The 22,189-nt window shown below is 56.5% G+C and carries 16 protein-coding genes; 2 read left to right on the top strand and 14 right to left on the bottom strand.

Going from position 1 to position 22,189, the window contains the following annotated elements; all coding sequences use genetic code 11:
- Nucleotides 1-24: 24 nt before the first annotated feature.
- The 5 genes from FKG94_RS15435 to FKG94_RS15415 form a co-directional block, all read right to left on the bottom strand.
- Nucleotides 25-672, bottom strand: coding sequence for an MBL fold metallo-hydrolase (locus FKG94_RS15435; RefSeq protein WP_142905209.1), 648 nt, complete (start codon nt 670-672; stop codon nt 25-27).
- A 76-nt stretch (nt 673-748) separates the two neighbouring features.
- Entirely contained in the window at nt 749-2,050 is a 1,302-nt protein-coding gene (locus tag FKG94_RS15430) for an ATP-binding protein (protein ID WP_142905208.1), read from the bottom strand.
- Nucleotides 2,051-2,075: 25 nt separating this feature from the next.
- Nucleotides 2,076-2,780: a response regulator gene (locus FKG94_RS15425; RefSeq protein WP_142905207.1), complete on the bottom strand. Its 705-nt coding sequence runs from the start codon at nt 2,778-2,780 to the stop codon at nt 2,076-2,078.
- A gap of 14 nt (nt 2,781-2,794) precedes the next feature.
- The gene (locus FKG94_RS15420) at nt 2,795-3,103 is read right to left on the bottom strand and encodes a DUF3019 domain-containing protein (RefSeq protein WP_179957666.1); all 309 of its coding nucleotides are present in this window, start codon (nt 3,101-3,103) and stop codon (nt 2,795-2,797) included.
- Nucleotides 3,104-3,212: 109 nt separating this feature from the next.
- Entirely contained in the window at nt 3,213-4,094 is an 882-nt protein-coding gene (locus tag FKG94_RS15415) for a MipA/OmpV family protein (RefSeq protein WP_142905205.1), read from the bottom strand.
- Between the two features lie 277 nt (nt 4,095-4,371).
- On the opposite strand from FKG94_RS15415, the gene FKG94_RS15410 reads away from it, so the two are divergent.
- The gene (locus FKG94_RS15410) at nt 4,372-4,650 is read left to right on the top strand and encodes a hypothetical protein (protein WP_142905204.1); all 279 of its coding nucleotides are present in this window, start codon (nt 4,372-4,374) and stop codon (nt 4,648-4,650) included.
- Nucleotides 4,651-4,912: 262 nt separating this feature from the next.
- Here the strand turns inward: FKG94_RS15410 and FKG94_RS15405 are convergent, their stop codons facing one another.
- The 3 genes from FKG94_RS15405 to FKG94_RS15395 form a co-directional block, all read right to left on the bottom strand.
- Nucleotides 4,913-6,199, bottom strand: coding sequence for a metal-dependent hydrolase family protein (locus FKG94_RS15405; protein WP_142905203.1), 1,287 nt, complete (start codon nt 6,197-6,199; stop codon nt 4,913-4,915).
- Between the two features lie 377 nt (nt 6,200-6,576).
- Complete coding sequence (gene rhlP / locus FKG94_RS15400; RefSeq protein ID WP_142905202.1) at nt 6,577-7,419, bottom strand: rhombotarget lipoprotein; 843 nt, start codon at nt 7,417-7,419, stop codon at nt 6,577-6,579.
- A gap of 338 nt (nt 7,420-7,757) precedes the next feature.
- Nucleotides 7,758-8,498 (bottom strand): helix-turn-helix domain-containing protein, encoded by a 741-nt coding sequence (locus FKG94_RS15395; protein WP_142905201.1) that lies wholly within the window; start codon nt 8,496-8,498, stop codon nt 7,758-7,760.
- A gap of 323 nt (nt 8,499-8,821) precedes the next feature.
- Here FKG94_RS15395 and FKG94_RS15390 point away from each other — a divergent pair, with 323 nt between their 5' ends.
- On the top strand, nt 8,822-12,271 hold the full coding sequence (locus FKG94_RS15390; protein ID WP_142905200.1) for an acyl-[ACP]--phospholipid O-acyltransferase: 3,450 nt from the start codon (nt 8,822-8,824) through the stop codon (nt 12,269-12,271).
- Nucleotides 12,272-12,377: 106 nt separating this feature from the next.
- Here the strand turns inward: FKG94_RS15390 and FKG94_RS15385 are convergent, their stop codons facing one another.
- The 6 genes from FKG94_RS15385 to FKG94_RS15360 all read right to left on the bottom strand — a co-directional run bounded on the left by FKG94_RS15385 (nt 12,378) and on the right by FKG94_RS15360 (nt 22,180).
- A complete protein-coding gene (locus FKG94_RS15385; protein WP_142905199.1) occupies nt 12,378-12,899 on the bottom strand; it encodes a TFIIB-type zinc ribbon-containing protein in 522 nt (173 codons plus the stop codon).
- Between the two features lie 15 nt (nt 12,900-12,914).
- The gene (locus FKG94_RS15380) at nt 12,915-13,478 is read right to left on the bottom strand and encodes a rhomboid family intramembrane serine protease (RefSeq protein ID WP_142905198.1); all 564 of its coding nucleotides are present in this window, start codon (nt 13,476-13,478) and stop codon (nt 12,915-12,917) included.
- A complete protein-coding gene (locus FKG94_RS15375) occupies nt 13,475-18,763 on the bottom strand; it encodes a DNA repair ATPase (RefSeq protein ID WP_142905197.1) in 5,289 nt (1,762 codons plus the stop codon). The genes FKG94_RS15380 and FKG94_RS15375 overlap by 4 nt, the downstream gene beginning before the upstream one ends.
- A gap of 64 nt (nt 18,764-18,827) precedes the next feature.
- Nucleotides 18,828-20,711, bottom strand: coding sequence for a flotillin family protein (locus FKG94_RS15370; protein WP_142905196.1), 1,884 nt, complete (start codon nt 20,709-20,711; stop codon nt 18,828-18,830).
- Nucleotides 20,712-20,754: 43 nt separating this feature from the next.
- Nucleotides 20,755-21,432 carry a DUF1449 domain-containing protein gene (locus FKG94_RS15365; RefSeq protein ID WP_142905195.1) on the bottom strand — a complete coding sequence of 226 codons (678 nt, stop codon included), beginning with the start codon at nt 21,430-21,432 and terminating at the stop codon, nt 20,755-20,757.
- 58 nt (nt 21,433-21,490) lie between these two features.
- Nucleotides 21,491-22,180 carry a PspA/IM30 family protein gene (locus FKG94_RS15360; RefSeq protein WP_142905194.1) on the bottom strand — a complete coding sequence of 230 codons (690 nt, stop codon included), beginning with the start codon at nt 22,178-22,180 and terminating at the stop codon, nt 21,491-21,493.
- Between the last annotated feature and the right edge of the window lie 9 nt (nt 22,181-22,189).

The raw sequence follows: 22,189 nt of genomic DNA, 5'->3' as shown, positions 1-22,189 counted from the left end.
CTGAACATCTGTGCGGATTCGGCATCAACCGTAATGCTTATCCGCGACAAACGGATTGCTCTGGCGCTCGCGACCGAAGGTGGACATGGGACCGTGCCCGGGAATAAACGCCACATCATCACCGAGGGGCCACAGCTGCTGGCGGATGGCGTTGACCAGCGTAGTGTGGTCGCCGCGGGGAAAATCGGTTCTGCCGATCGACCCCTGAAACAACACATCGCCGACCAGGGCCAGCCTGGATTCGGGGTGGAAGAAAATAATGTGCCCCGGCGTATGGCCGGGACAGTGGCGCACCTCCAGCGTGAGATTGCCGAGCGCAACCGTATCGCCCTGGTTCAGCCAGCGCTGCGGGCAAAACGGGGCGGGGGCGGGGAACCCCATCATCTGCGCTTGCTGGGGCAGCATGTCGATCCAGAATTTGTCTTCGATCTGCGGGCCTTCGATAGGGAGGCCGGCGGTTTGCGCCAACTCCGCGGTACCACCGACATGGTCGAGATGACCGTGAGTCAAGAGGATTTTCTCCAGGGTGACCCCCTGGTTTTGCACCGCCTGGTCAATCAGGTGCAAATCCCCGCCCGGGTCCACCACGGCTGCGCGCCGGGTCTCATCGCACCAGATGAGGGTGCAGTTCTGCTGGTAGGGCGTAACCGGAATTATCTGGTACTTGAGCATTTATGCAATCCAACCGGGCTGGCAAAGGCAGGCATTATCCCATAGAAAACAGAGGCAGTGGAGTTCGACCTACGGGTCAATGCCCGGCCGGCACACCCGGTGAGCGCGGCCACCAGACATCAAAGCGGGCGCCGCCGAGATCGGACTCGCTCACCCTGACGCTGCCATCGTGCCACTGCGCAACGCGCTTGACGATAGCCAGCCCCAGCCCAAAGCCGTCTTTACCGGAGCCGGCCGTGCGCAAGCGCACAAAGGAGTCGAACACCCGTTCGCGCTCGGATTCGGGGATGCCCGGGCCATCGTCCTCGACGGTGAGGCAGAACGCCTGCCCGCCAAAGCCGAGACTTACGCTAACCTGTGTGCGAGCGTACTTGAGAGCATTGTAGATGAGGTTTTTCGCCAAACGCTCCATCAGGTGCAAGTCGCAGCTTACCGGCATGGCGGGCACAACGGTATGGAAGCGGATATGAACACCGTCGCCGGCCTCGCGATTGGTATGCTCGACAATGGCCGCCAGAATCTCCGCCAGGCGGTGCTCGCTGATGTGCAGGGAAAAATCGGCGCGCTCCAAAATGGCATAATCCAGCGTCGCCGTCGCCAGGGCATTCATTTCCTCGGCATCGCCCTTGATATTGCTGATGTGCCGTCGCATGGCAGTCAGATCAGCGGCTTTCTCGGCAATAGCCAGCTCGAACTGAATGCGGGCCAGCGGCGTCTTCAGCTCATGCGATACGGCATTCGACATGTCTTTGTGGGAGTTGATGAGTCGCTCAATGCGCGCCGCCATCTGTCGAAAGGCATTGGCCAGCGGAAACACTTGGGCATTGGGTTTGATATCGGCGTCGAATGTCCAACTGTTATCGGCAAATTTGCGGGTGGCACGCTCCAGTATCTTCAGGTCCCGCGACAGCGGCCACACCCAGATCATGATGACCAGCGCGATGGCAGCGTAGAAAATCAACATCAGCAGCCACTCGAAGGGGCTGCGCCCCTGGGCTTCGCGCTGCTGCTTGAGCGCCAGCACGCGGTCGGCGCCGGGAATCTGCTTCAGGTAAAGCCAGTAGTCAGCCTCCGACTGCATCTGGGCCATTTCGCCGCGGGCGAGCTTGTCCTGCACCGCACTGCCGGCAATGTCATCGCCGTCGAACAGCAGCAACTGCACCGCGGTGGAGGCGCTGACCTCGTCCACATAGGCCTGCCAGCGATCGGGAGAAAGTTGCCGGAGTTCGTGCTCCAGTATCAACAATGTGCTGTAGGTCCCGTCGTTCTCGAGGCTGGTCTGGTCGCCGTAAAGCTGCCACAGGCGATCCAGGCCCCAGCCCATCACCAGCAGCGTAGCGACAATGAGCAAATAGAGCTGGATAAAGAGACGAGCCATCAAAGGTGCTTGTTGAGAAGGTTTGTTACCATGCGTCGGGAACAAACAGATAGCCGCGGCCCCACACCGTCTTTATCCGGAAGGGGCTGTCGGCATCGTCGCCGAGCTTGCGACGCAGGTGAGAAATTCTGACATCCACGGTGCGGTCCAGGCCGTCATAAGGGCGGCCGTAAAGCTGCTGGTACAACGCCTCGCGCGACTGGACCTCGCCGGCCCGGGCAGACAGAATCAGCAGCAGGTCAAACTCGTGGCTCGACAGCGAAATCGGCTTGTCCTCCAGGGTGGCGACCCGGGCACTGGAGTTGATCGAGAGGCTGCCGAAGCTGCGGTCCTCACTTTCGGTGTCGAAACCGCAGCCGGCACGGCGCAACAAGGCGTTTATACGCGCCAGCAAAATACGCGGCTCCACCGGCTTGATCACATAGTCATCGGCCCCCAACTCCAGTCCCAGTACCTGATCGATATCGCTGGCGCGGGCCGTCAGCATCAGAATCGGGCCGCTGTAATGCGGGCGCAGGTCGCGGCAGATTTCAAAGCCGTCCTTACCGGGTAACATGACATCCAGAATAATCAGATCGGGCTTATCGCGCTGTACCCGGGTCACTACCCGGTCCCCCTGTGCCTCGATATTGACGATAAATCCATGTTCGCCGAGGTAAGTGTTCACCAGCTCCGCAAGGCGCGCATCATCTTCAACCAACAGTATTCTAGGGCTGGGTACTACACTCATAATCGGATCACTTATTACTGAAACAGATTCCAGGGTTTGCGGCGTTTGTGCCGGTATCTCAACATTTCCCGCACCACCGCCAGGGTCTCGGATACCAGTAACTCCCTGGCCTCCTTGTCTCTCAGCTCGACCACTAGGTCACTGCTGAATGTAAGCTTGATGCTGTAGGTTCCCTCACGGTAATTGTCCCAGCAATGCTCGATCTCGGGTCGCTCGACAATGGAAACGCACACAGATTCTTGTCGATCCGAACGCCAAATAATATCGATATCGGCCTGGCAGTGAAGTTCATTTTCTGCGAGCGTACAGAGGCGCGGGTTCAACTCCAGTTGAATCCGTCCCTTGTCGGCGGGTTCCGCAACCGTCCCATGAAAACTACACGCAATCAGCGCTATATAACCTGCAATTTGGGCTGGCCTGCGGCCAGGTGACCTAAAAGCTATACACTCCTCCTACAAACACCGTTAACACATCGTCTTCCTCTACGATTGGGCTGTTTGCAATACTGGATCCCAGTTTCTGGTAGTGTCCAAATATCCTCAGCGTCCACTTTTCGTTCAGTGGACGAGTATAACTCACCCTGGCGAAGGGATTCACCGCCGAGCCGGGTTCATACAGCCTCTTTTCGCCGTAATAGTACGACACTAAACGGTCGCTTTTCCAGGTGGCCCCAAGAGTGGCAGCCAACTGCCAGCGCTGGCTATACAGAGGAATGGCAAGTGCCAGGCGCGCTTCGTCGCCATGGTGCTCGCCGGTAACTTCATGCAGGTAATTGAATTGCAACTGGGCGCCGTCGAAGCCATAGCTCCATTCGAGGCCTCCCAGATAGGTCACCCGGCGCTCCCGCTCCCGCAAAACCTGTAGATTCAGGCGTTCCTCGTCCCCCAAGTCATCGTCCACAAAGCCGAGGCCGGTCCCCGGCAGTCCCAGTGAGGTTTGCAGGCCGGCGGATTCCACAAAGAAGTTCTGCAGGTCATTGCGCTGGAAAAATACCCGGTCATAACCGGGGCTGGCAATCAGACTGAAAGACTGCTTGGGGCTATCGTACAGGGTGTAGCCGAAATCGAGGTTATCAATAAAGAAGCGATCGCCGTAGTAGCTGAATTGGGGCACCAACACCAGCGGTATGGTGTCACCCCCCTCCACCGGATTGGAGCGAGCGCCAAGCCCGACAGCGAGGCTGAACTGCCAGGTGCCCACCTGCACGCAGTTTGGATCGTCTTTATCACAGCCGTTGTCAGCGGCCAGCACCGGCCACCCGGTCAGGGACAACAGCATCAGGGACAACCCTGTTAATCGAGGTGAGTAAGGCATAAGTAAAATATCGCGACGAGCTCTGGAATTTCTACGTTTTTATTGTGGACAGCAGATTTGTTGATGTCTGTAGAAATGTACCGGATTTTTGTAAAAATATGTAGTTTTGTCCACCGGCCCCACACCCCGGCCACCCGGTTTTACAGAGTTTAACACTCTTAAACAAATCGCCAACAGATCGAGACGGCAGGCTGCCTGTAAGCTCACTGTCACTTAAATAGTCGTGCCCACAGGCGCTTTGTTCCGCCCTAAGGGTGTATTCACAGGATCAGGCCTAATGACAATCCATAGCGTCTTGCTGTCGGCCTCTGTGCTGCTGGCCGCCTGCGGCGGCGGCGAAACCAGCGACACAGAACAGCTCAGCAGGGACGCAGACCTGACAGTTTCCAGCGTCACCGGCAGCCGGATGACTGTAGAGACTGACGAGGCGACACTGGTCAGTTATTCACTTGGTCTGGAGCCTCTATGGGGCCTGCTGCCCGATGCGGCCGCCCTCTACGTATACGGCACTGAGGCGCTGTCATCATTTCGACTCAAGATACCACCTGGCGACTAGCATGCACTAGCCACAGGCTTGGGGCCAACAGTGACGTTGGCCCCTTTTTTTTGCCCTCAATAATTGCCAATACTTTCCGGCCTGCCTTGCCGCCGGCCACCGCCACCGCGCCTGCCGCAGTCACGGGTCCGGCGCCAGCGTCTCTCATCAACATCAGTGTGAATCCCGCCTGACCGGGTGGAGGTACCGCCAACCGCTCGCCCAGCCGGTTGGCGGCCTCATTCAACCAGATTATTTTCTACAATCGAATCCGTCACAGGGACTACTGGTCCGGGCCCTTGTAAACCACCCCGTCCTTCATCACAAAACCGATACTCTGCAGCAGGGTAATGTCGGCCAAAGGGTCGCCTTGGACGGCGACAATATCGGCGAGCTTGCCCGCCGCCAGTGTGCCCAGTTGATCATCGACCCGCAGCAGCCGCGCTGCATGCAGGGTCGCGCTGCGAATGGCTTCCATGGCCGGCATGCCGGCCGCCACCATCAGGGCAAACTCCTGGGCGTTATCGCCGTGCGCCGATACGCCGCTGTCGGTGCCGAAGGCGATCTTGACATTGTTGCGGTAGGCCCGGGCAAAGGTCTCCTGAATCAGCGGGCCAATGGCCGCCGCTTTGGGGCGCACCAGTTCCGGAAAAAAGCCGTCTATCTTGGCTTTCTCGCCGACCCAGTTACCGGCCATGATAGTGGGCACATAGTAGGTACCGTGCTTTCTCATCAGACGCATGATTTCCTTATCCATATAGGTGCCGTGTTCGATGGAATCGACCCCGGCTTCGATCGCACGCTTCATGCCCTCTTTGCCGTGGGCATGAACCGCTACCGCCATGCCGTAGTCGCGCGCGGTCTCGACAATCGCTGCAACTTCATCCTGCATAAACTGCGGATTCTGCCCGCTTTTGGCCACGCTCAGAACACCGCCAGTGGCTGTGATCTTAATCAGGTCGGCACCGTCCTTGTAGCGCTGCCTTACCGCCTCGCGGGCTTCGGCAACACCGTTAACAACACCCTCGGCGGCCTGGGGACGCCCCATCAGGTCGCGTCGATAGCCATTGGTGGGATCGGCATGACCGCCGGTGGTGGCAATGGACTTGGCGGCGGTGTAGACACGCGGCCCGATGACCTTACCGGCGTCGATAGCTTTGCGCAACGCCACTGTAGCGTTGTAGAAATCACCGAGATCACGCACCGTGGTAAAACCGGCCAGCAGGGTTTTACGGGCATAGGCCACGGCATTGAGCGCGTAGTCCGCCTCGTTGAGCTTGAAGCGCTCGATATAACTGTTTGCCGCAAACTGTTGAGTCAAATGGGTGTGCATATCCATAAGGCCCGGCATTACTGTGTAATCGCGCAAATCGATCACCGTTTCGCCGTCGCGACTGTCGGTATAGCCGGGCTGCACCGAGACAATACGATTGTCCCGCACCACAATGGTCTGCTCGACCAGAGGGGCAGTATCGGCGCCGTTAATAAGCTTGCCGGCATAAATCAGAGTAGTCCCGGCCAGGGCCAACTGACTGGCAACGAGCAGCCACAGTATGAAGAGGTATTTCACAACAGATCTCCCAGTATTTTATCGGTATCACTATGACGCACTGAACCACCATCCCCCCAAAAGAAAAGGTCAGTCGCGCGCCAGCGATGCTGGGAAATCATGCGCCAGCGATATAGCAAAGTCCAGCCGGCGCACCCAAGGAGAAAACCGAACGCGAGCGTTCAGCGGTAGACCCGGCCGGGGGTCCGGCAAGAGATTCCGGCAACAGGCGCCCACCAGACAACTTCGCGACAAAGGCCAGGAGGAACATCCGTAGTCCGGTAGGAACACCGGGTAGAAAAGCCTGGTAGGAAAGCCCGGTGGAACATACCGGTGGGAAGACCTGATGGAGAAGCCCCACCAAAGAACCCACCGGGTTAGCGTGGTAAGAAAATCGGTCAGCCCCCTGCACCGCTGCGCCTGCTGCGATGCAGCCACACCCCAAGGCCGGCCAGCAGCAACAACCCATAAGGATTAGTGGCACCGCCGGCATAGCCCGATCGCCGCACCACCTGGTAGTCAGCGGGTGCTTGTTTTACCTTTTGCCGAAATGACGCAAGCTCAAACTCCAGATTCTCGGTTAAATTTTCACTGGCTTTCTGAAACCCTTTCAAACTGTCGTTGCGCAACTGCTCTGACAGGTTGACAGGGGTCGCCAGGCTGTCGATATGATGCACACCGGGGGCGCGAAACAGTAACTTGCGACTGGCAATATCGTAGACAGTGGCATCGATCATCGTGTGAGTATCGTTTTTCTCGCCCGGTATGACATAAGCGCCCACAATCGTCCAGTAGGCGATAGAGGCCAGCCCCTCGTCAGTAAACTGAGTTTGGTCGTAGGCGAGCAGCGCCACAACATCGACGTCGTACATTCTTTGGATCTGATCCAGGTTGGCAAAACTGCCTCGCGGTCTCAGGTAGGCCGATGGAATCAGCTCAATGGAGCCGACAAAGTCGTAGCGCCTGAAGCGTTCGCTGACCTGCTTCATCAGCACGGTTTTATGACTTTCGGTGAGTACCCGATGAGACTGCACCCGGCCGGGTACAAACGCAATACCCACTTTCAGCGGCAACTGCAACCGCGGAATACCCGGTCTCACTTCGCGCATGGAGGTATTGGGATATAAAAACTCCACCACACTGCTGCTGCGGTGTTGAGTGCGGTTGAATGCGCAACCGCTGACAAAAATCGCCACGACGAGAAAAAACAAGAGAAAATAGCCAGCTACATTCCTGGTCATGCCAGAGCCCTCTAAGTAACAGATTTATGAAAATACCTCGAACACGGCACAGTTAGCCCATCGCCTGCCCGGCCGTGCAGTCCTGAATTCCATGGGCCACTTATCGAACGACCGGCCGTGTTCGCACGACATCCGCATTCGCGCGCAACCTTTCACACTTAACGGCTGTCGCGCGGCCTGGCCCGGACTCCTGTATCGCCTAGCGACGCGCCATGAACAGCGGTTACACACCGCAGCCGAGTGTTGGTGGTCTGTCTAGAATGGGCAAGCAGAATAGTAAAAGTATTATCTGGTGCTACTGCAGGAGGTAGTGGTATTGCCTTTGTGGGGAAAAGCTGTCATTCAGCATCGCGCCGCAGCGGCTTGAAGATATCGTACTGCCAGTCGCGCATCGCCAACACCACCGTCGTGCCGTGGCGCTTGCCGAGCGCCAGGCCGGCGTCGGTATCGTTGAGCCGGTCAAACTCCCGGGCCAGCCTGTCCATCTTCCCCTGGAACTCACGGTTGGCGTTATCGGAAAGCATGCCGTTCAGCACCAGGAGTTTGTGATTCTCCTTGTCAAAGCGGGCCCGAAACAGCTCTTTTTCGATGGTCTGCAGGAAGAATGTCTGGATGGGACCGCCCTTACGCCAGGAAAAATTGGGCGCGACCAGCAGCTTGATCCGGTTTTTCGGGAGCAGCTCGATAATACGCAGGCGGTCCAGATGGGCCAGCCGCTGGATGCACTCGGTTTCGCTAAACCGGTAAAACGACAGGATATCCTCCAGGCTCCAGCGGTTTAGCACGCAGACGGTGATCATTAGCAGGGCCAGATCGCCGGCGATCTCCTGTTCCTGCTGCTCCGTGAGTTCCTGAATCTCCGCCTGCTGCTCGGCCATCATCTGGATCAGGTCGGAAATCTCGATCTCCATCATATGACAGATTTTTTCCAACTGCGCCAGGTCGAAATCACAGGTGCGAAACAACCGCTTCACACTGGCCTCTGACAGCTCCAGCGTCACGGCGACATCGCGGTATTTGAGTTTATGGGCCTTGAGCACCGATTTCAGTGCATCGACAATCGCCGCTACCTGGGCCATAGTGATTCCCCGGGACAGGGTGGTGTTTTGAACCACAGTGGTTCCGGAAACCCTGGTAGTTCTACATACACAGTAGTTCTACAAAACATAGTAGTTCTACAAAAGACAGTGTTTCTCTGGCCATAGCGGATCTTATCTATATTAGCGATTCTAAAGAAGGGTCCGTATAGTGATACTTTGCAGTGTACCGAACAATACAAACGAATTAAACGTAGCATTTGGAGCAACCTCCTGGCAGATTAGCCTGTGCCTCGGCAAGCACGGGCCTACCCGGGACCGAGGCACTGAGCAAACCGCAGAATAACCGGAAGGAGAGGCGTCATATGCCCAGGCTAGTCGATTTCAAAGGGTTTTTACCTTATCTCATCGTTCTGTTTTTAAACGCCTTTGTGGATCTCGGCCACAAGATCATCGTGCAAAACACCGTCTTTAAAATCTACGATGGCCAGACCCAGGTGGTGCTGACCGCGATTGTCAATGCGCTGATCCTCATTCCTTTCGTGTTGCTGTTTTCCCCGGCCGGCTTCCTCTCCGATAAATACCCGAAAAACCAGGTCATGCGCTACAGTGCCTGGGCCGCCGTGGCCGCCACCCTGCTGATCACCGCCAGTTATTACGCCGGCTGGTTCTGGATGGCGTTTGCCCTGACGCTGCTGCTGGCGATTCAAAGTGCGCTCTACGGGCCCGCCAAGTACGGCTATATCAAGGAGCTGGTGGGTAAGGAACCACTCGCACGCGCCAATGGGGTGGTGCAGGCCACCACCATTATCGGCATCTTGCTGGGCACCTTCGTATTTTCCGGGCTGTTCGAGCTGTATCTCCGGGATGTGGTCCTGACCAGTTCCGGCACCATCATGACCAATATCGCGCCTATCGGCTGGATTCTCGTCACCCTGGCGGTTATCGAACTCATCTTCGCCTATCGCCTGCCCCAGAAAACCCAAACCAACACCGGGAAAACCTTCTCGGCACCCGAGTACTTCAAAGGCCGGTACCTCAAGCGCAACCTGCGCTCGATTCGCAGCAAACACACGATCTGGCAGTCCATTATCGGGCTGTCGGTGTTCTGGGCCATCTCACAGGTGGTGCTGGCGGCCTTCCCGGCGTTTGCCAAGGCCACCCTGCAGGAGGACAACACCCTGGTGATCCAGGGGATTCTGGCCTGCACGGGCATCGGCATTATGCTCGGCTCAATTATTGCCGGGCGGGTCTCTCGCAACTATATCGAAACCGGCCTGATCCCGCTGGGGGCGGCCGGCCTCACCGCCGCACTGGTGCTGATGCCGACCCTGGAAAGCCCCTGGACCATGGGCCTGACATTTCTGACCCTGGGCGTGATGGGCGGTCTGTTTATCATCCCGCTGAACGCCCTGATCCAATTCAATGCCCGCGAAGACGAACTGGGCACGGTACTGGCCGGTAACAACTGGGCCCAGAACGTGGCCATGCTGTCGTTTCTGGGTTTGACCGTTACCTTTGCCACTTTCGGCCTGAACAGCGAAACCATCCTGGTATTGCTGGCCGTAGTCGCACTGGTGGGAACCGGGCACACGGTCAGGCAACTGCCCCATTCCTTCGCCCGTATTCTGGTCACCGCCTTGTTTAAACGCCGCTACAAAATCGATGTCGTCGGCTTTAGGAACCTGCCGGCCCAGGGCGCCGTGCTGATGCTCGGCAACCATATCAGCTGGATCGACTGGGCCCTGGTGCAGATCGCCTGCCCGCGTCCGGTGCGATTTGTCATGCAGCGGGAAATCTACAACCGCTGGTTTCTGAAACCGTTCCTGAAAGTTTTCGGGGTGGTACCCATTGCCAAAGGCCACAGTGAAGACGCACTGTCGACCATTAACGATCTGCTCAAACAGGGAGAAGTGGTCTGCCTGTTTCCGGAAGGTGCCATCAGCCGCAACGGCCAGCTCGGCAAGTTTCACAGTGGCTATGAGCGCGCGGTCGAAGGCGTGGACGGCGTTATTTTACCTTTCTATCTGCGCGGATTGTGGGGCAGCGCTTTCTCCCGCTCCAATGATAAACTGCGCAAGGCCCGGACCCCGTCGGCGGGCCGGCGCAATGTTATCGTCGCCTTCGGGCCGACATTATCGATTGCCACGCCGGTGGAAACACTGAAACAAAAAGTATTCGAGCTTTCGATCAGCGCCTGGGAGCAGTTTACCGATACCCTGCCCACGGTGCCCCTGAGTTGGATCAAGACCGCAAAACGTTATGGCAAGGAGATTGCGGTGGTGGATTCCCAGGGCGACAAACTCAGCTACCGGCGCATGCTGACGGCGACAGTGGCCTTCGCCAAACGCATTCGCGCGGCCAGCCCGGAGCCCAATATCGGCATTGTACTACCGGCCAGCGGCGCCAATATCATTGCCAATATGGCGGTTATGTTCAATGGCCAGACCGCCGTCAATCTCAACTACACCGCCAGCGCCGACGCTACGGCGGCAGCAATCGCCGCCGGTAATATCCGCCATATTTACACGTCCAGACTCTTTGCCAGCAGATTGCGAAAACGCGGTATCGATATCGAGAAGCTGTTTGCCGGTTGCGAGCTGCTGTATATGGAGGATATCAAGGCCAGCTTCAGTAAAGCGCAACTGGCCGTGGCCCACCTGAAGGCTCTGTTATTGCCGGCGGGCCTGCTGTATCGAATTTGCGGCAAACGCCGCAAGCTGGATCAGCCGGCGGCGATTCTGTTCAGCAGCGGCAGTGAAGGCGCGCCCAAGGGTGTGGTGTTGAGCCATCGCAATATCGTCGCCAACTGCAAGCAGATCAGCGATGTGCTGAATATGCGCGAGGACGATGTCATGGTGGGAAGCCTGCCGCCGTTTCACTGCTTCGGTCTGACGGTGACCTCGATTATGCCGGTGCTGGAGGGATTGCCGATCGTCTGCCACCCCGACCCGACCGATGTGTTGGGCGTCGCCAAGGCGATCGCCCGCCACCGCGCTACCGTATTGTGCGGCACGGCGACCTTTCTACGTCTTTATGCCAAAAACCCCAAGGTGGAACCGCTGATGCTCGATTCGCTGCGCCTGGTGGTGGCGGGCGCCGAAAAGCTCAATCAAAGCACGCGGGAGGCTTTCGAGCGCAAGTTCAGCAAAACCATTTACGAGGGCTACGGCACTACCGAAACCACACCGGTGGCCAGCGTCAATGTGCCCGATGCGTTGGATACCGGCTACTGGCGCGTGCAATACGGCAATCGCCCCGGCAGCGTCGGCCTGCCGTTGCCGGGTACATCCTTTCGAGTGGTGGACCCCGACACACTCGAGAACCTGCCCCTGGGCGAGAATGGGCTGATTATGATTTCCGGCACCCAGGTTATGATGGGCTATCTGGACGATGAGGAAAAAACGGCGCAGGCGATTGTCGAGCTGGACGGCCGCCGCTGGTATAAAACCGGTGATAAAGGGCATATCAGCAAAGAGGGGTTTCTGACCATTATCGACCGCTACTCCCGCTTTGCCAAAATCGGCGGTGAGATGGTAAGCCTCGGGGCGGTGGAGGAGAAAGTGAAAAGTATACTCGACAGCGACGAGGTCTATTTTGTTGCGGTCAGTATGCCGGATGAGAAAAAGGGGGAAAGAATTGTCTTGTTGATGGAAGGCGACACCGACCCGGCAGAGATTCGCAGCCGCCTGATTGCCGGGGGTATCGACAATCTCCTGCTGCCCGCCAGTATTCATAAAATCGAGGAGATTCCCCGGTTGGGAACGGGCAAAACGGACTACAAAGGTGTTGCCGAGTTGGTGCAGCAGTTTTAGCTGGCGGCTTTTGTTGGGGGCTTGCCATCCGGCACCGGACTAGGTTGGTGTCCGGGCGAAGCAGTCAGAATGGCACAGCCCTGCACCTTTAATAGGAAGCGGCTGGTCAATAAAGCAGATACTGCTTAATTTTGTCCGCTTCCACATGGGCTTCCAGCCAGCTCTTGAATTCCTCCACCCGCTCGAAATCATCTCCCAAGATATTTTGATAACGCGCTTTCTGCTGTTGTGTCTGCCGGAGTTTGCGAATATTTGCCTGCCAGGCGTCGGTAAAGATTTTCGGCAACTTGTCCTGGAGATCCAGCCGTTTTAACAGTGACCACTCCCCACTGTCGAGCCAGGCTTCATCACAATTGGCACACAAGTCAATTTTATTCGATGCCTCTATGCCAATACGGTACTTGGCCATAATGCGATGGCATTTGGGGCACAACTGGGCTTTCTCGTTGTCTTCGGCAATAATCTCCTCATCCCCATCCGGCCCGCTAAAGCGCTTATAGTCCGCCCAATAACGGTAATTCAGCAGTGATATCAACACACCCTCGCACTTGGAGCAACCGGCGGCAATCAGACCCGGCTCCAGCTCCCTCGGCGCCAGGCGGTAACCTTTACACTGTGGGCAATTCATAACAACCTCCGCTGTTTAGGATAGTGACTTGACTCTACGCCGCTTGGCTACCAGTGTCGCGCAAAGAACGCCGGCCACAGCGCCGAACAAATGCGACTCGAAGGAAACATGAGCCGCACCGGGCAAGACCCCAAAGATCATGCCGCTATAAAAGAATATAACAAAAACCGCAATGATAATATTGACCAGATGGCGTTCGAACCACGCCAGGGCGATACTCAAACTCCAAAGCCCGAATACCCAGCCACTGGCACCAATATGAGTGGCGGGGCGACCAAACAGCCAAACCAGTAACCCGCCGACAACGATAATCAACAGACTGCAACCCAGATACGACTTGATCGAGCGCACAAAACAAAGACTGCTGAAAACGAACAATCCTATAAGGTTATTCAGCAGGTGCCCGACGCTGCCATGTAGAAACGGGGCCGACAGTATATTTGGCAGGCTGCTGATATCCCTCGGTCGAATACCGTAACCGACAAACTGAAAGCCATTTGTCATATTCAGAATATGCACACCCGCCATCAGCAATAGAATACAGGTCAGCACACGAAATTTAAGGGGTAGGTCGTTCATGGATTCGGCTTACTGGATTTCCTGTGTTTCTCCTCGGCGACAGACTTTTCCAGACTACGCAACTGTTCGGATATATCCTGCATCTTGTCGTGCGTGCGCAGATCTATCTCCAGTTTCTTGTCCATGCTGCGCACCAGCGGGAAGATGCTGTGTTCTATGGTTTCGGCCAATACCTGCAGTATTTTATCCATGCCCGGTACCGGTTGGTTAACGACTTCCACATGGGGTTGGTTAGCCGCCAGCAACTTCCCCAACTTTTGCAGCGACTTATTGATACTGAGCAACGCCGTGTTCGGTGTTGCCTCTTGAACCTGAGGCTGATTGCGGCTCAACTGTTCGGCTACGGCATGTAAACGGTTCACTCCCTCGACCAGATCGGTCAGTTGCACGACAACTTTACCACCCACTTCAGCATCGTCTCCCCCCATGGCCTTGTTGCGTAAAAACTGTCTTTTGATCTCGTCCCATCGCTCGGCTTCCGCCCCGGTCATATTGCCGCGCAATTGCGCCAGCTTGAGCAGGTTCTCCTCCGAACCGGAGGTCAGCAGTTGCGACTCGCCGATATAGTGATCGCTGATCATCTGCAGTAATTCTTCTTCATTCATCACCGCGGAGACCTTTTCCGCCATCTTGTTCATATTGCGGTAACTGCCCTGCAACTTAAATGCCGGCTCGCGGCGGTATTTGTCGTCCTGAGCCGCTGAAGCGATATACTGCTGGTTGATCTTCAGCACAATGTCCTGAATCACAAACAGCTTGCGCAACACCTCCTCGATTTCATTGATCTCCGCACCGCTGTAAGCATGGCTGAGGTCGGTAGTGGCTACGCTTTCCCCCTGGGCCCGGCGAATCAATTTGTAGACATCACCCATCTCGCGGGTTGCCAGCGGCGCCAGCACCGGGTTGGAAGTCAGGCTGTTTTCGATATAACTCAGGGAAAACTGCTCATCCATTCCCCCGAGAATATCACCTAAATTGTAGATATCCGCCCGGTTGGCAAGCATATCGGGAATCTTAAACACTTCGCCCGACTCGGTATAGGGGTTGCCCGCCATAACCACGCAAAATTTACGCCCGCGCATATCGTAGGTTTTGGTTTTGCCTTTCCAGACGCCCTCCACCCGCCGGGTGCCGTCACAGAGAGAGATAAACTTTTGCAGAAATTCCGGGTGAGTGTGTTGTATATCGTCCAGATACAACATCACATTATTGCCCATTTCCAACGCCAGGTTGAGCTTGACAAGCTCCTGCCGGGCGGTGGCGTTGGGTGCCTGCTGCGGGTCCAGCGACAATACATCGTGACCCAGCGACGGGCAGTTGATTTTCATAAAAATCAGCCCCAAGCGGCTGGCGACATACTCCATCAATGTCGTTTTACCATAGCCCGGCGGCGAGATCATCATCAGCAACCCCATCAAATCCGTGCGCTTGTTCTCGCCCACGGTACCCATCTGCTTGGCGAGGTTGTCGCCGATAATGGGCAGGTACGCCTCGTTGATCAGCCGATTGCGCACAAAAGAACTCAGCGGCTTGGGTTTAAACTCCTCGAGCCGCAACGCCTCGCGTTCCTGCCGGGCAACGTCCTGGCGCAGTTGGTGATAACGGCGATAACCGGCGACAAAAAAGCGCTGATGGCGCTGAAGGCGCTGCAGGAATTCATCCACGGCAAAATGCAGCGTCCGCTCGACAAGGGTAGGGTGCTCACCCAACAGGCCGGTCGCCGTCAACTCCAGGTCGGTTTCGGTAAAACGCCGGTCCAGGCGCTTGTCGCTGTTGATCAGCGCCACCGCCTCCGGAATATAGCGGCGCAGATGATCGAGATCACCGCTTGCGACCAGCGCCTCGAGCCAGGCCTTGGAGAGCTGCCAGCGCACGGCGGGCTGGCCGCGCACTTTATCCAGTGCCGCCTGGTACTTACGCCAGGTTACGTCCTCGACACTGCGCTTGAGCGCCGCCACCAGCTCGCTGGCGTACTTGCTGCAAATAAACTCCACCCGCTCGCGCCCCAGCTCCGCCACCAGATAAGCGGCCGCGCGATCCACTACGGCAGTATCGAAATCGATGGGATAAAACGCCAGAAACTGTTGCAGCCCACGGGTTACCTCGGCAACCAGCAGATCGATGGCATTGGCGCTGGCAAACACCGAGTACATCAGGGAAGCCGACTGTGCCCGCTCCACCCAGGTGTCATAGCGCAAACTGGGATCCTCGGTATGCTGGGCCAGCAACTCGACGTTGCACCAGAACACCTGCGCCAAACCGCGGCTGTCGGGGTCGTAACGCAGCAAGTCTGCGCGCTCCAGCGCCGGCAGCAACTCCCTGAGTATCAATTCAGCGTCGTGATCGTGCACGCCTTTCTCGTAACCTTCCCGGTAGCGCGGCGCGGCAAAGTCGCGCACCAGTTTCGCCAGTGCCGCAGTGTCCCGCATAGCTGCGGTCAAGTCGGCCATGGTAAAGTCGCCGCCCCGCTCGGCGGCCTGTAAAACCTGAGCCGCCAGGTACTCGCTGCGATATACCTCAGCACTCTCCGATTCCAGCGATACATCCCAATACTCCCGCAGATCGGCGAGGTCGGGATGCTCGATTTTTTCGAAATAGCCGGTCCCGGTCAAGTGGATATAGAGGTCGCCCTCACGGGGGATAATCGTCAGATCCAGATCCTGGGTGTTAACGCTGAATTTGTGACGCGGGCCCAACTTGATAACGTTGCCGCCGTCCTCGTAGATATCCGATTTATCCCGCAACGAGCGCAACGCCTGCTCTTTAATGGACTTGAAGCGCGCTTCGATCTCGTCGGCCTGCACAGCGCTGTCGAGGCCGCGAAGCTGTTCCACCAGCTCCCGGATTTTTATCACCAGCGCATCGGCGGCAAAGTATGTATTGAGCGCGTCAGTCTCGGTAAATTTGAGCGAGCGGCGCTCGATACTTGCCAGCATTCGCGCGGCGGCGTCGGCCAGCGACTGCGCCTTGCGCTGCTGTTGGTCGAGCAACTGTTGTTTGTGGGTCTCAAAGGATTCGTAAATTTCATCACGTTTGGCGACAATATCGCCGAGAAACCGGTCGTAGTCACTGAACTGACCCTCCAGCTCTTCAAGCTGTACCAACAGACGTGAAAGCTGTTCGTCACAGCGTTCGGGCGTGGTGGCAAGACCCAGTGCATTGGTCACACTCTGGGAAAACAGTTTGAACTGCGCGGCAAACTGGGCAACCGCCTCTTCGGAACCCAGGTTTTTCTGCTTGTGTCTGGCTCCGGCCTTACTCTGATTCAGTTTTGAGTAGACCGCGGAAATAGCATCGATAATACGGGTGCGCTGGGTGGCGTCCTGCACCTGTAGCGTCGCCATCAACTCCGAGAGCAGGTCGAGACCGGTCGCAGTGGCCTCGATAGTGTCTATCAACGGCGTTAACGCCGCATTGGTATCTGCCTGCTCCACTTCTTTGTTCAAGGCGTCAATCTTGGCCAGATAAGGCGCCAGCGCCTCCTCGGCGGACAGGAACTCTACAGTTCTGGTACCCAGGTCGTCCTGCGACGCCAGCAATTGCTGATCGAGTTCCGCGATTCGCTCTACATCGATATAGCGGTAGTCGCGAATCGTGGTCAAATGGCCGCGTTGACGGCGAATGCGCTCGAGCGCGGCGACATAATCCTCCGCTGTCTCCCAGCTCCCGGTGCGCAGGGTCTGCAGGATTTCCTCTTGCTCCTGCTCGGCTTCCGCCATGGTCTTGGCCGATTGCTGTTTGATGCTTTCGACCTTTTCGAATTCGTCGATGACCAACTCGGCCGTGGCAGTGATTTCCCGCAAAACCTCCCCGATACCATCGGCCTGCGGGTCCTCGATCCAATAGTGAGCATCAAACATCTTATCGGCTGTTCTGCCCAGCTCTTCGTACAGGCGCGCCGATACGGACTGGTTATCGATAATGCGGCAAATGCTGTAGAGGTCCGATACGCCCCGCACCAGTTCCGCGTTGCCCACCCTACCGTAGAAAGTCTGGCTTGCCGGCACCTTACTGGCATACTCGCGACTGGCAAAAGGCGTCATCCAAATCTGCATCGGGTGCACGCGTGTGGGTTCCCCCTCGGCTGAGAAGATAACCACGGTGCCGTCCTCGGCGAGCGCATAACCATGTCCATAGATGGGGTTTTGTAACGCCTTCTCTATCAGATTGTACGCGAACAGACCCACCACACCCCGCTGTGGTTCGTAGAATACATAGAGCACGTCCTCGCCGTTAGGGGAGCGCAGCATACGCTTGAACTTCAGCCCTTCCGGTGGGTCATTAAACGCTTTGTATTCGCCGGTCTGCAGGTAAAAACCACCGGGGAAAATGACGCCGTGGTCCTCCGGCAACTGCACGCAAGACTCGCCGATGGCGTCGATCCGCAAGACGTCCCGGGTGACTTTATTAAAGATAAAGTACCGCCATTGCTGTTCCCGGTAGGGAAGAACCTTCAGCAGAATCAACCCGCCTACAGAAGCGTAGAATATACTGGCATCATCCAGCGATTGAGTCTTATCCTCCACGGGCTCCCGATAAATACCCAGCCCGTCCTCGGTATTGTTTTCCACCTTGATGGTCAGATCGCCGTGAGTGGTCTCGACAAACAAGGTATCGAGTATATTGAAGTGCGGGTGACGGCCGTGCACCGAATCTTCCCTGGAAACCTCCGACCACTCGAAGTCGAACGACGGCGGCAACTGAATATCGCGCTCGCCGCGGTTATCGATATACTTTAGGGTTTTGCCATCAGCCGAGACCGACCAGCGAAACACCCGCAAGTCCTCCAGCCGCTCACCGATCTGGAAGCCGGCCAGCAGTTTGCCCTGCTTGACAGTAAGCTGAACCAGGCGTGTATGCTTGTAATAACGGTAGAGCTCCTCGAAGTCATTCTTAAAGCCGGGTTCCGCCAGAAAACTGTCTCCGATAGCAATCGACTCCAACGCCACCTGCTCCTCCTTTCCCTTGAGTGCAAAGAGGGCAAATACATCCTCGAGCCGGGTTTCCTTTTTCAGACCGATAAAGACGTTGTAGCCAAACAACAAAAATTCACCCACCTGCACGATATCGCGGGCGATACAATTGTTCTCCGTGCGCACCCGAACGCGGGCTGCGACTTTCATTTCAGTGCCGCCGAACTCGGCCAGCCGCGCCTGGTTCAGCTCGCGGGTCTTTTCACCCAGGCGCTTACCCTGTTCTATCAGGCGCTTTTGAATGACTTCATAGGCGCCCCCCTCAGCTACGGCAGTATCGACAATACTGTCGGCGTGGCTCTGCTGTACCATAGTTTCATCCTTTCAACGCAGCCATCTGGAAAACCGGTGTGCGGCTACAAAACCATTGCCCGGACTAACCTGCTTTCTTCTCGCTGTTGCCGGCCCCCTCCTTCTCGTCGATAAACTTTTCCAGAAAAGCCGCTACGGTGCCGCTCTTGGCGGCGAGACCGTCAACCGCTTTGCCCAGGGACAGCGACTTGGCAAAGGTGTCGAAGAAATGACCCTCACCGCCGACGATATCGATATGGGCTTTTTGCAGCGCAGTCGCCAACACCTCGGCGTTTTCCTTGGCGATATCCTTGCCGGCCTCTATCGACGCCAAGGCCTCTTTCAGCGCCGTCTCCAGGCTCATACGAAACTCTTCGTGATCACGGGCCTTATCACTCATGGCCCCCATGGCATCGAACTTCTCGACCAGACCGTCGGCCTCGGCTTTAAACTGCTCGCGGGTCACTTCGGCACCGGCCATACCTATTTCTTTCTTCGACCTGGCCTCGGATTCGCCCTTGGCGCCGATAACCGCCGCCTCGGCCATCCCCTCTTTCTCCAGCGCGTCGGCCTTGGCCTCCTGCACCTTGGCCTCTGCCAAGCCCGGTGCGGCGCGCTCGGCTTGAACGCCCTCGGCCAGTTTCTTCTTGGCATCGGCCTCTTTGGCCGAGGCCTCCAGCTCCGCCTGGGCGATAGTGGTGATTTCGGTTGCCTTGTGCTGCGCGGCCAGTTCCTCGGCCTCGGCGGCTTTTACCTGTTTCACCTTCTCTTCCTCGGCCTGGGCCTCCGCCGCCAGTACCTGAACCTGTTTGCGCCGGTCGGCTTCCGAGACTTCGCGCACCTCGTTGATGCGTTCTTCTTCGATAGCAACGGTTTTATCGACGGCAACCCGTTCGCGGATTACATTGGCTATTTCCTTTTTCTCGACTTCTACAGCTTTCTCTGCCTCGATACGCTGCAACTCCACTTCACGTTCCCGGGAGACGATCTCCAGGTCTTTGGCCCGGACAACTTTCTCCTGCTCGATCACCACGGCGCGCTGGCGATTTTGCTCCGCCACTTCGATTTCCCGTTTCTGGTTTTCGGTTTGCACCGCCAGATCCTGGTCCACCTGAATCGTGGCCGCTTCCATTTTGAGCCGCTCTTCTTCCTGTACCTTCTTCGTCTCGGCCTCTTCCCGTGCCCTGATGGTGGCTATCTCCCGCTCCTGTTTGGCCTCGGCATCCGCCTGTTGGCGCTCCAGCTCCAGCATCGCCTCGACGGTTTCCACATTTTTCTTCTTGATAGCCAACTCTTCGTCGCGCTCCAGGATATTGGTGCGCACATTTTGCTCAGCGGTCAGTTCGGTAATTTTTTTGATACCTTCAGCGTCGAGAATATTGCTGGGGTCCAACGACTTCTTCGGCGTCTGTTCCAGATAATCAATCGCCACATCTTCCAATACATAACCGTTTAAATCATCGCCGATAACTTCTATGATCTTTTCCCGAAAGTCCTGGCGGTTTTCAAAGAGTTGTACAAACTCAATCTGTTTACCCACTGTCTTCAACGCTTCGGAGAACTTGGCAGAAAATAATTCGTCTACTGCAACCTTATCCGAGGCGCGGTTGGCACCAATGGATTTGGCAACTTTCAAGACATCCTCCTCCGTCTCGTTAACCCGCAGGTAGAAGGCAACGGTAATATCGGCACGCATATTATCCCGGCAAATCAAGCCGTCGCTGCCGCGCCGGTCCACTTCCAGGGTTATCAGCGAGATACGCATCAATTCCTTTTTGTAAATAATCGGGTATACCAGAGCGCCGGTGAAGTGTACCCTGGGCACAGTCCCCAGGCCGTTGACAATAAGCGCGGTACCCTGCTCAACCTTTACATACCAGGCCTTCACAACGGCCAGCAATCCCATCAAGACGACAAAAACCGCAACTGCCGGGACCAGTATCCCCATAAATCCTGATATATCAGCCATAATCATTACTCCGTTTTATTAGTACTAATCAATATGCGGGCCGTTAGCCGTTGAACTCTTCTTCTGAAACCACACGATAGGCATTGGCGTCTTTGAGGTATTCGATAAGGACAACCCTGTCGCCTTTGCCAAACTGCTGGCCCTCTGAGGCCCTTACCTTGAGAATCAGTCCTGCACCGCCGTCATCAAAGATGGCTTCGCCAAAACCCGGATCAACCCTGGAGGTACGTACTACCGCTGTCTGCCCCAGCACCATTTTTTCAGTATGCCGTTGCATTTTCTTAAACAGCGGGCGCAGCGGCCGGATCAGGAAACCGGTCGCCAGAACGCTCAAGTAGAGCGCACCCAACAACACCGGCAGCCCCACCAGAAAACGCGCCAGGCCCGCAGAGGGAATCAAATAGGAAAAGAAATGCACCGTGTTATAGGAAATAAACCAACCGATAAGCGACACCAGTGAGATAACCACAGACAGCGGCACACCGTTTAAACCAAGCTTTAAAATAACCCCCGCCACGGCATCGGGCGTCGACGTATTACCGTCGCCGATTTCGAGGTCCGTACCAGGTATATCGAAGGCATCGATATCCACCAGACCCAACACTGCCACCAGCCAGAACAGCAGGGTTAAGATCAGAAAGAAGGTAAAGAATACCGTCGGGAAAGAGGATACATTCTGGTAGAACGGGTCCATCTCTTTGCTAAGCAATACTGCAAACATGCTTTACCCCTTTTTATCCGGATTGGAGACGGCTTCCCTGCAATTGAGCTCGGCGGTCTCAGGCGCCTTTTTTCTTTAGCCGCTCGAGAATATCGTCGGCACTCTTACCCGAAGGCGCAATACCGGCCTCCTCGAGCTTCTGCTGGAGCGTGGCATCGGACGTCTCCGCGGCCAACTCACTGGCGGCATTCATTTTGGCGGCTTTGAGCGACTGCTTTTCCTTAATCCGTTCAAGAGAGTCCATCGCGGTGCGCAGCTTCGAGTTCGAACCGCTGTGGCGCTCGGCCACCGCCTCTTGAGCCCGCTGCACGTTTTCCGTCGCTTTTACCGTATCCACCTGCTGCTTCAAGCGCTTGATATTGGCTTCCGCCTGCTTGATCGCCGCGCGCAACTGGTCGGCGCTGCGAGCATAACCGGCGCCCGCCTCAGCCTCGGCCGCAGACTGGTTTTCAAAGTCAGCTATCTTGCCGGCAACTTCGCGGGCGAGTGACTCATCGCCTTTCTCCAGCGCTTTTACCGCATAGCCCTCGTGCGTTTCGATTTCTTTGTTAAGCTTGACCACCTTTTCTTCAGATAGCTTCTGCCTGGCAATAATGGCGGCCAGGCTGTCCTTACTTTGCTTCAGCTCTTCAGAGGCGTCCCGCACCTCCTGGTCGAGAATACGCAGCGCCTGGCTGTCGACGATAGCCTCGCCCGCCTCGTTCACACCGCCGCGCAAAGCCGTCATCATTTTCGCCCAGATATTCATAGCAGTCTC

The organism is Exilibacterium tricleocarpae, from assembly GCF_007004655.1.
Classification (GTDB): domain Bacteria; phylum Pseudomonadota; class Gammaproteobacteria; order Pseudomonadales; family Cellvibrionaceae; genus Exilibacterium; species Exilibacterium tricleocarpae.
Note: the sequence above shows the minus strand (reverse complement) of the source record. Positions and strands in the feature narration are given on the sequence as shown.

What these genes read in the sequence shown, in the direction of transcription:
- FKG94_RS15435 (WP_142905209.1), bottom strand. Translation starts at nt 672, where the DNA reads ATGCTCAAGTACCAGATAATTCCGGTTACGCCCTACCAGCAGAACTGC.
- FKG94_RS15425 (WP_142905207.1), bottom strand. Translation starts at nt 2,780, where the DNA reads ATGAGTGTAGTACCCAGCCCTAGAATACTGTTGGTTGAAGATGATGCG.
- FKG94_RS15390 (WP_142905200.1), top strand. Translation starts at nt 8,822, where the DNA reads ATGCCCAGGCTAGTCGATTTCAAAGGGTTTTTACCTTATCTCATCGTT.
- FKG94_RS15430 (WP_142905208.1), bottom strand. Translation starts at nt 2,050, where the DNA reads ATGGCTCGTCTCTTTATCCAGCTCTATTTGCTCATTGTCGCTACGCTG.
- FKG94_RS15365 (WP_142905195.1), bottom strand. Translation starts at nt 21,432, where the DNA reads ATGTTTGCAGTATTGCTTAGCAAAGAGATGGACCCGTTCTACCAGAAT.
- FKG94_RS15395 (WP_142905201.1), bottom strand. Translation starts at nt 8,498, where the DNA reads ATGGCCCAGGTAGCGGCGATTGTCGATGCACTGAAATCGGTGCTCAAG.
- FKG94_RS15410 (WP_142905204.1), top strand. Translation starts at nt 4,372, where the DNA reads ATGACAATCCATAGCGTCTTGCTGTCGGCCTCTGTGCTGCTGGCCGCC.
- rhlP (WP_142905202.1), bottom strand. Translation starts at nt 7,419, where the DNA reads ATGACCAGGAATGTAGCTGGCTATTTTCTCTTGTTTTTTCTCGTCGTG.
- FKG94_RS15375 (WP_142905197.1), bottom strand. Translation starts at nt 18,763, where the DNA reads ATGGTACAGCAGAGCCACGCCGACAGTATTGTCGATACTGCCGTAGCT.
- FKG94_RS15415 (WP_142905205.1), bottom strand. Translation starts at nt 4,094, where the DNA reads ATGCCTTACTCACCTCGATTAACAGGGTTGTCCCTGATGCTGTTGTCC.
- FKG94_RS15360 (WP_142905194.1), bottom strand. Translation starts at nt 22,180, where the DNA reads ATGAATATCTGGGCGAAAATGATGACGGCTTTGCGCGGCGGTGTGAAC.
- FKG94_RS15385 (WP_142905199.1), bottom strand. Translation starts at nt 12,899, where the DNA reads ATGAATTGCCCACAGTGTAAAGGTTACCGCCTGGCGCCGAGGGAGCTG.
- FKG94_RS15380 (WP_142905198.1), bottom strand. Translation starts at nt 13,478, where the DNA reads ATGAACGACCTACCCCTTAAATTTCGTGTGCTGACCTGTATTCTATTG.
- FKG94_RS15370 (WP_142905196.1), bottom strand. Translation starts at nt 20,711, where the DNA reads ATGGCTGATATATCAGGATTTATGGGGATACTGGTCCCGGCAGTTGCG.